General features: G+C 54.6%; 4 protein-coding genes. 3 read left to right on the top strand and 1 reads right to left on the bottom strand.

Annotation, left to right across the window (positions count from 1 at the left end):
* Positions 1-124: 124 nt before the first annotated feature.
* Positions 125-1,057 (bottom strand): hypothetical protein, encoded by a 933-nt coding sequence (locus tag HQL52_11165; GenBank protein MBF0370003.1) that lies wholly within the window; start codon positions 1,055-1,057, stop codon positions 125-127.
* Positions 1,058-1,842: 785 nt separating this feature from the next.
* Here HQL52_11165 and HQL52_11160 point away from each other — a divergent pair.
* The 3 genes from HQL52_11160 to HQL52_11150 all read left to right on the top strand — a co-directional run bounded on the left by HQL52_11160 (position 1,843) and on the right by HQL52_11150 (position 6,521).
* The gene (locus tag HQL52_11160) at positions 1,843-2,850 is read left to right on the top strand and encodes a substrate-binding domain-containing protein (protein ID MBF0370002.1); all 1,008 of its coding nucleotides are present in this window, start codon (positions 1,843-1,845) and stop codon (positions 2,848-2,850) included.
* Positions 2,847-4,817 (top strand): HAMP domain-containing histidine kinase, encoded by a 1,971-nt coding sequence (locus tag HQL52_11155; GenBank protein ID MBF0370001.1) that lies wholly within the window; start codon positions 2,847-2,849, stop codon positions 4,815-4,817. Before HQL52_11160 ends, HQL52_11155 begins: the two co-directional genes overlap by 4 nt.
* Before the next feature lie 105 nt (positions 4,818-4,922).
* Positions 4,923-6,521 (top strand): DUF3369 domain-containing protein, encoded by a 1,599-nt coding sequence (locus tag HQL52_11150; protein MBF0370000.1) that lies wholly within the window; start codon positions 4,923-4,925, stop codon positions 6,519-6,521.

Genomic DNA, 6,521 nt, shown 5'->3' with positions numbered 1-6,521 from the left:
CTCCCTGGATCCCCGCCTTCGCGGGGATGACGAGTCAGGGAAGAGTGTTCAATTTTGAGATAGAACTGCTATACCAAACCAAAACAGCGCCCTCTTCAGTCCCATCCCTCTTCGAATCAGTCGATCACTGGACCTCATAGATCTCCAGATTGTCGTAACCAAACACCCCTTCCTTGGCGACGATGGAGAGACCGTCATAGTCCCCCCAGCGGCTATAGTCCTTGGTCTTTAAAATTTCCTCACCATCCATATGGATCACCATCCGCCCTTCATCGTCACGCTGCCAACGAATGGAGTGGGTCAAGCCCCGGTCCAGGTCGGTAGCCCGGGTGGGGGCATCCGCTACCAGATAGGGCTGTCCCCGCACCACCTTGACCAGGCGCAATGTGCCGCCGGTGGCAAAGTCCCAGGGCAGCTCCAACCGGTAGCCACTGGTGCGACTCCGACCCCGGAAAAATCCGATGGTGGTCTCCCCGGAGCGATTCTCCGCCTGGAGTTGAAAACGCAGATCAAAGGCACCGGGCAAATTCGCCTTGGTGTGAATGGCTGCCGGGGTGTTGTCGATGATTTCCGCCTCCACCGCACCGGAATCCTTCTCGGCATTTTGGCCGGAGAGCGCCCCCACCACCCCCAGGATGATCTCCAGTTTACGATCCCCTGAGCTGCTGTTTTGGGAGCGGCGACTGCTGGACTTGAAGCGGGGCACCAAAACACCGGAACGATTGATACGAAAAACCCCTTCGGTCACCTTCCAAACGGGATTTTTGGTATAGTTGCCGTCGGAAAAATCATCAAAAAAGAGCCGTTTGAGAGTCGTTGTCTGATATTTTTGGATGAGTCGCCGCAAATCCTTGAGAAAGGAGGGGTGAGCCGCCTGATCCTCGGTCCCCTCCTCGACAATGGCGGTCAACTCCCGGACCATCTCCTGGGTGCGGTCCACTTGTTCCTCGGCAGGGGTCCAGCGGCCATATTTTTTGCTTTCGGCCTGGATCGATGCAGGGGTCAACCAGAAGCAGGTGACCAACAACAGGAGAAGGAATGAGAAGCGGAAATTCATAAAAAAGGCTCCCTGAATTTTTTTGTGGCGACTGGCCTACCCAACAGTGGACGGGCCGACTTGGGGCGTTTGGATTTTTTTTTGGGGGGGGATTGGAGACAAAAACGCCGCCGACCGAGCCTCCCCATTTTACCAGGATAGCCTGATCGACGGCGTTAAGGGAATTGTTTCTTCTCCTTCACGGTTGACGCCCCTCTCTGACGTCCGCCCCATCACCGGGCACTTCGTTAACCGCAAGGAGAGCCTGTCGGGCAGGATTCCCTTTTCATCGGCGGAAAAATCGACAAAACCTTCCGCTTGATCTTTATAGATAGCCTTCAGCCAGATAAACAGCCTTCAGCCAGCGCTATCACTCCTCTATTCCTTGGCTTGATGATGGCAACGATCCATTTCATTCCTGACCGATCCTTTCCCCAGGCTCTCGAAACGACTTCCAGGAGCCTCTCAGCTCCCTGGTTGCCACGGATATTCCAAACACCCCCTTTCCGCAATTCGAGGACCAACCGATAAAAAAGCATGTTCAGGAAGGGAAAAGAACAATCTGGCGGGGTTGTTACGAAGAGAAACAAAACGGAGAAAACGCCCAATATTTAAGCAAAACGCATCCTATCTAACCTGCCAACCCAAAAAAATGCCTACAAATGATGCAAAAACAGTCTGACAAGCCCCACACCCGGATCTCCTGGAGCTGTCCGAATAAAAAAACCCTCACTCGTTGACTAAATGAGGTGTTAACATGCAATAAAATGTAACCATGCATAAGATCAACTTGTGGAGGCCAGACCATGGACCTTTCCAAACCGTCCCTCCCGTTTCTGCTATTCACGTTGGCACTTCTGACAGCCCTGCCCCTGCCTGCCCAAGGGCGTGACACCCTACAAGGTGCCCCTTTTACCGACCCCGACCTGACCCTGCCCAAATCCGCCGCCTGGAGCAAACGCCCCATTCAATATGCCGACTGGGCCGACAAGGCGGATATGGCTGCGGTACTCGACCAGCATCTCTATCCAGCCCTGCTCCCCATGATCCAAACCTTTGCCCGTGAAAAAAAATGGGACATCGCGGTCAAGGAAGGGACTTGCGGCACTTCCCAGGGCATGTTGAATCAAAAAAAAGTCGATATTGCCGGTTTTTGTTGCCCGCCTGGCTTGGGAGACCGCATGCCGGGCCTGACGTTTCACACCATGGGTATCGCTTCCCTGGCAATCCTGGTCCATCCGGACAACCCTGTGGAGTCACTCACCCGAAGCCAGGTTGAGGATATCTTTCAGGGCCATATCTCCAAATGGTCCGATATCCCCACCCCTTCCGGAAAATCCCTGGGGGAGATCCCCATCAAGCCCGTGGCCCGACTCCACTGCAAAACCCGCCCCGGCCACTGGCGTTTGATTCTGGACAATGAAAACCTCTACGGACCCCAAATATCGGAGGTGGGCACCATTCCGGAAATGATCGCCTCGGTGGGTGATTATAAAGGGGCCATCGGCTATGAAGTGATCTGGGATATGAACCGTTATCGGGATAAGGGTCGCACCAAACCGATCAAAATCGACGGCCTCTCCCCCTTTTCCAGCCTGGATCTGGCAGCGGGCCGCTACCCCTTTTACCGCACTTACAACATCACCTCCTGGTCTGCCTCCGGGATAGCCAATGAACGCGCTACGGAACTGGTGAAACACCTGGAAAAAAACCTCAACCGGATCGATTCCGGATTCCATCTGGTTCCGACACTATCCTTGCGCAAAAATGGCTGGCAGTTTCGGGGCAACGAGCTGATCGGAGAACCTGAATGAAGCAGGGGAAACCCGCTTCTTCCTCCCTGCTCGACCGGTGGCGCAAGGGAGTCCCCATCACCCTGAAGGCGCTGATTTTGACCGCCTTGGGAGGTCTCATGGCTTGGGGCCTCCTGGATCTCTGGGAAGGGGACCGCCTGGAACGGCTTTTCACCCAGCACCGTTTGGCGGAACTGGACGAAAAGGCCAAAGAGGATCGGATCCATCTGGATAATGCCGTACGGGACAGGAGCCAAATGGCCCGGCTGTTGGCTGGACAAAAGGCTTTCGAGGCGTATGTGGCTACCCGGGAAACAGAGGGCTGGGTTGACACGCCCCAGCCTGAAATTGTTTACCACAACCGCAAAACCCGATGGCTCCCCCCCTCCTCCCTGCTGCGGGGAAATGCCCACATCCCCTACATTCTCCTTCTGGATCCCCTGCAACGGGTTCGGGAAGCCTATCAAGTCAGTCGCCCCCCCCTTCCCACCGCCTTTCTCGAAGGGGCGATCTCAGAAGTCGTGGGTATGGATAGTGCCAATGCCATTTTGGAATATGATGACAAGCCCTATCTGATCACGACTGCCGCCCTGAGGGGGGAAAATCAACTCCCCCGTGGGTGGCTTGCGCTGGTCTCTCCCCTGGACAACGACTTTTTAATCTCCTTCGAACACCGCTTTCACACCCAGGGAATCGTGGTCTTCATCAAGAGAGATGCCACGCAAATTTTGGCCAGCAGCCGACCGGATCTCATCCCGAGCGGGACTGAACTGGCCACGTTGGAAAAAGAGTATTATCTCCTCGGCAAGGAGTTTCTCGATTACGGCTTTTACTCGGAAACCATCCTCCATTTTGCCACCCTGATCCCTGCCACCCGTTTGAAAAACCTGGAAGCTTCCATCCGCACCCAGACCCGTACCTGGCGTGCAACCAGCCAGCTGTTTTTAATTTCGGTCTTTTTCATTATCGTATTTTGGATCGCCCACAATATCGAAAAATTTACCCGCTCCATGGTGACCTTTGCCTACGATCATCTGGGCCTCAAGTCCACCGCCTCCCTCCAGGGGGATCAGCTGGCACTCATGGGAGACCAGTTTCAAACCCTGACAAGTGAACTCCTCACCGCCCGACAAAAAGACGCCGATCAGGCCCAACAGCTGAAGGATTCCAATGAGGCCCTGCGCTCCTCCCTGGAGATGGTCAAGCGCACCCAGACCCAACTGGTGCAATCGGAAAAAATGGCAGCTCTTGGGGGGTTGGTAGCTGGCATTTCCCACGAAATCAACACCCCGGTAGGCATCGGCGTGACAGCAGCCTCCCATCTGGAGCGCAAAACCCAGGAGTGTGCCGATCTTTATCAACACGGCACCATGAAGCGCTCGGACCTGGAAAATTATTTTGAAACAGCCACCGAATCCACAGAGATGATTCTCACCAACCTGCAACGGGCAGCCGATCTGATCCGCTCCTTCAAACAGGTCGCTGTGGATCAATCAACCCACGACTGCCGGGATTTCCTGTTGCGGGAATATATCGACAAAATCATGATCAGCCTGGGCCCCCGGCTTAAAAAAACCAGGCACACCTTCGATATTGTTTGTGACGATAAATTGCTGATCAAAAGTCGGCCCGGGGCTTTTTCCCAAATCATCACCAACCTGGTCATCAACTCCCTCAACCACGGCTTTCAATCCAACGAAGGGGGCCACATTAAGCTCGTGGTGATTCCCCAGGGGGAAGAGATCCTGATACGCTACCAGGATAACGGCATGGGTATCCCGAAAGAATTCCAACATCGTATTTTCGAACCTTTTTTTACCACCAAACGGGGCCAGGGAGGGAGCGGCCTGGGGATGCATATCGTCTATAACCTGATCACCCGTAATCTAAAGGGCACCATCCTCTGTCTGGATGCACCGGATGGGGGGGCTCAGTTTGATATTCGAATCCCCTTTTCCAGGGAAGAGTGTGAAGAGTTGACCGAATAAAATCCCAGGGCCGACTTGTAAAAGTGCTGACCAAAACAGACTGAATTGTCAGCCAACAAAGCACTTACTGCCCGGAATCCCACTGAATGAGAGCAGAGGTTTGTGATGAACAGCCACGATGAGACCGACAACATCTCCAACGAAGAACTCCTGTTCGCCGACGAACCCACGACTGATTCCCCCTCAAGCTCCAGTGAGGAAAAAGCTCCCGCCCCCTGGAAAATTCTCATCGCCGACGATCAGCCCGAAGTCCATCTCATGACCCGACTGGTGCTGAAAAATTTTGCCTTCGAGGGGGCAAAACTCAGCTTTTTGAGTGCCCACTCCGGTGAAGAAGCCCAAAAACTGGTCAAGGCCCACCCCGATATCGCAGTCTTGCTGCTGGATGTGGTGATGGAGACCGAAACCGCTGGTCTCGATGTGGTGCGTTATGTCCGGGAAACCCTGAAAAACCGCTTTATCCGTATCGTGCTGCGTACCGGCCAGCCCGGCCAGGCCCCGGAGCCTGAGGTCATCAGCGAGTATGATATCAATGACTACAAGGAAAAGACCGATATCACCGATCAGAAGATGATCACCGTGATTACCGCCTCCCTGCGGGGTTATCGGGATCTGCTCAACATCGAAAAAAATCGCAAGGGTCTGGAAAAGGTGGTTCAGGCCACAGGCAGCCTCTTTGAAATCCGCTCGTTAAAACAGTTGGCGACGGGTGTTCTCACCCAGCTGGCTGCCCTGTTGAATCTGGAGGAGAGTTCCCTCTACGTTCAACCCGCTTCCGGTTTCGCCGCCACCAACGAAGAGGGTAAATATATCCTCTATGCCGCCAACGGCAGCTATGGCAGTCACATCGGCAAGTCCATGGAAGAGGTGGTGGCCAACGGCATTCTGGATCAACTGCAGCAGGTTTCCACCTCCCGCCAGGATCTTTTTTCGGGGGATACCTTCGTGGGTTATTTCCGCACCCATAACGGCTCCGAAAACCTGATTTATCTCAAGGGCCGCCACGCCCTCACCGAAACCGACCAGACCCTGATCCGACTTTTTTCCACCAACGTGGGATTTGCTTTCGACAATCTCTATCTCAACCGGGAAATCCTCCATACCCAGCGGGATGTCTCCTTCACCCTGGGAGAGGTGATCGACATTCGCTCCCAGGAGGGGGGCAACCATGTACGCCGGGTGGCGGAAAGCTCCCGCTGGCTGGCCCGCCTGGCAGGGCTCTCCGAAAATGCCGCCAGAGATCTCTGGCTGGCCTCCCCCATGCACGATCTGGGTAAAATCGGCGTACCCGATCAGATCCTCAACAAGCCCGGCAAATTGACGGACGACGAGTGGCAAGTGATGCAGGGTCATGCGGAAATGGGGCGTAAAATCCTGGAAAAATCCAATCGCAAGGTGTTTCAGGTGGCTGCCGTCATTGCTGAACAGCACCATGAACGCTGGGATGGCAATGGCTACCCCAAGAGACTTTCAGGGGAGGAGATCCACATTCACGCCCGAATCACCACCCTGCTGGATGTTTTCGACACCCTGCTCCACGACCGCTGCTATCGGGAGGCGTGGGATATGGACAAAATCGTCTCCCTGATCAAAGAGGAGCGGGGCCAACGCTTTGATCCCCGCCTGGTGGATCTGCTCATGGACAATCTGGACTCATTCCTTACCATCCAGGAAGAGTATCAGGATACCCAGTCGTCAGAATAA

Source organism: Magnetococcales bacterium (genome assembly GCA_015232395.1).
In the GTDB taxonomy this organism is placed as follows: Bacteria; Pseudomonadota; Magnetococcia; order Magnetococcales; family JADFZT01; genus JADFZT01.
The sequence above is the reverse complement of the archived record's forward strand: the minus strand, read 5'-3'. Positions and strand labels throughout refer to the sequence as shown.

Excerpts from the sequence above, each read along its gene's own strand:
- HQL52_11165 (MBF0370003.1), bottom strand. The coding sequence starts at position 1,057 with ATGAATTTCCGCTTCTCATTCCTTCTCCTGTTGTTGGTCACCTGCTTC.
- HQL52_11160 (MBF0370002.1), top strand. The coding sequence starts at position 1,843 with ATGGACCTTTCCAAACCGTCCCTCCCGTTTCTGCTATTCACGTTGGCA.
- HQL52_11155 (MBF0370001.1), top strand. The coding sequence starts at position 2,847 with ATGAAGCAGGGGAAACCCGCTTCTTCCTCCCTGCTCGACCGGTGGCGC.
- HQL52_11150 (MBF0370000.1), top strand. The coding sequence starts at position 4,923 with ATGAACAGCCACGATGAGACCGACAACATCTCCAACGAAGAACTCCTG.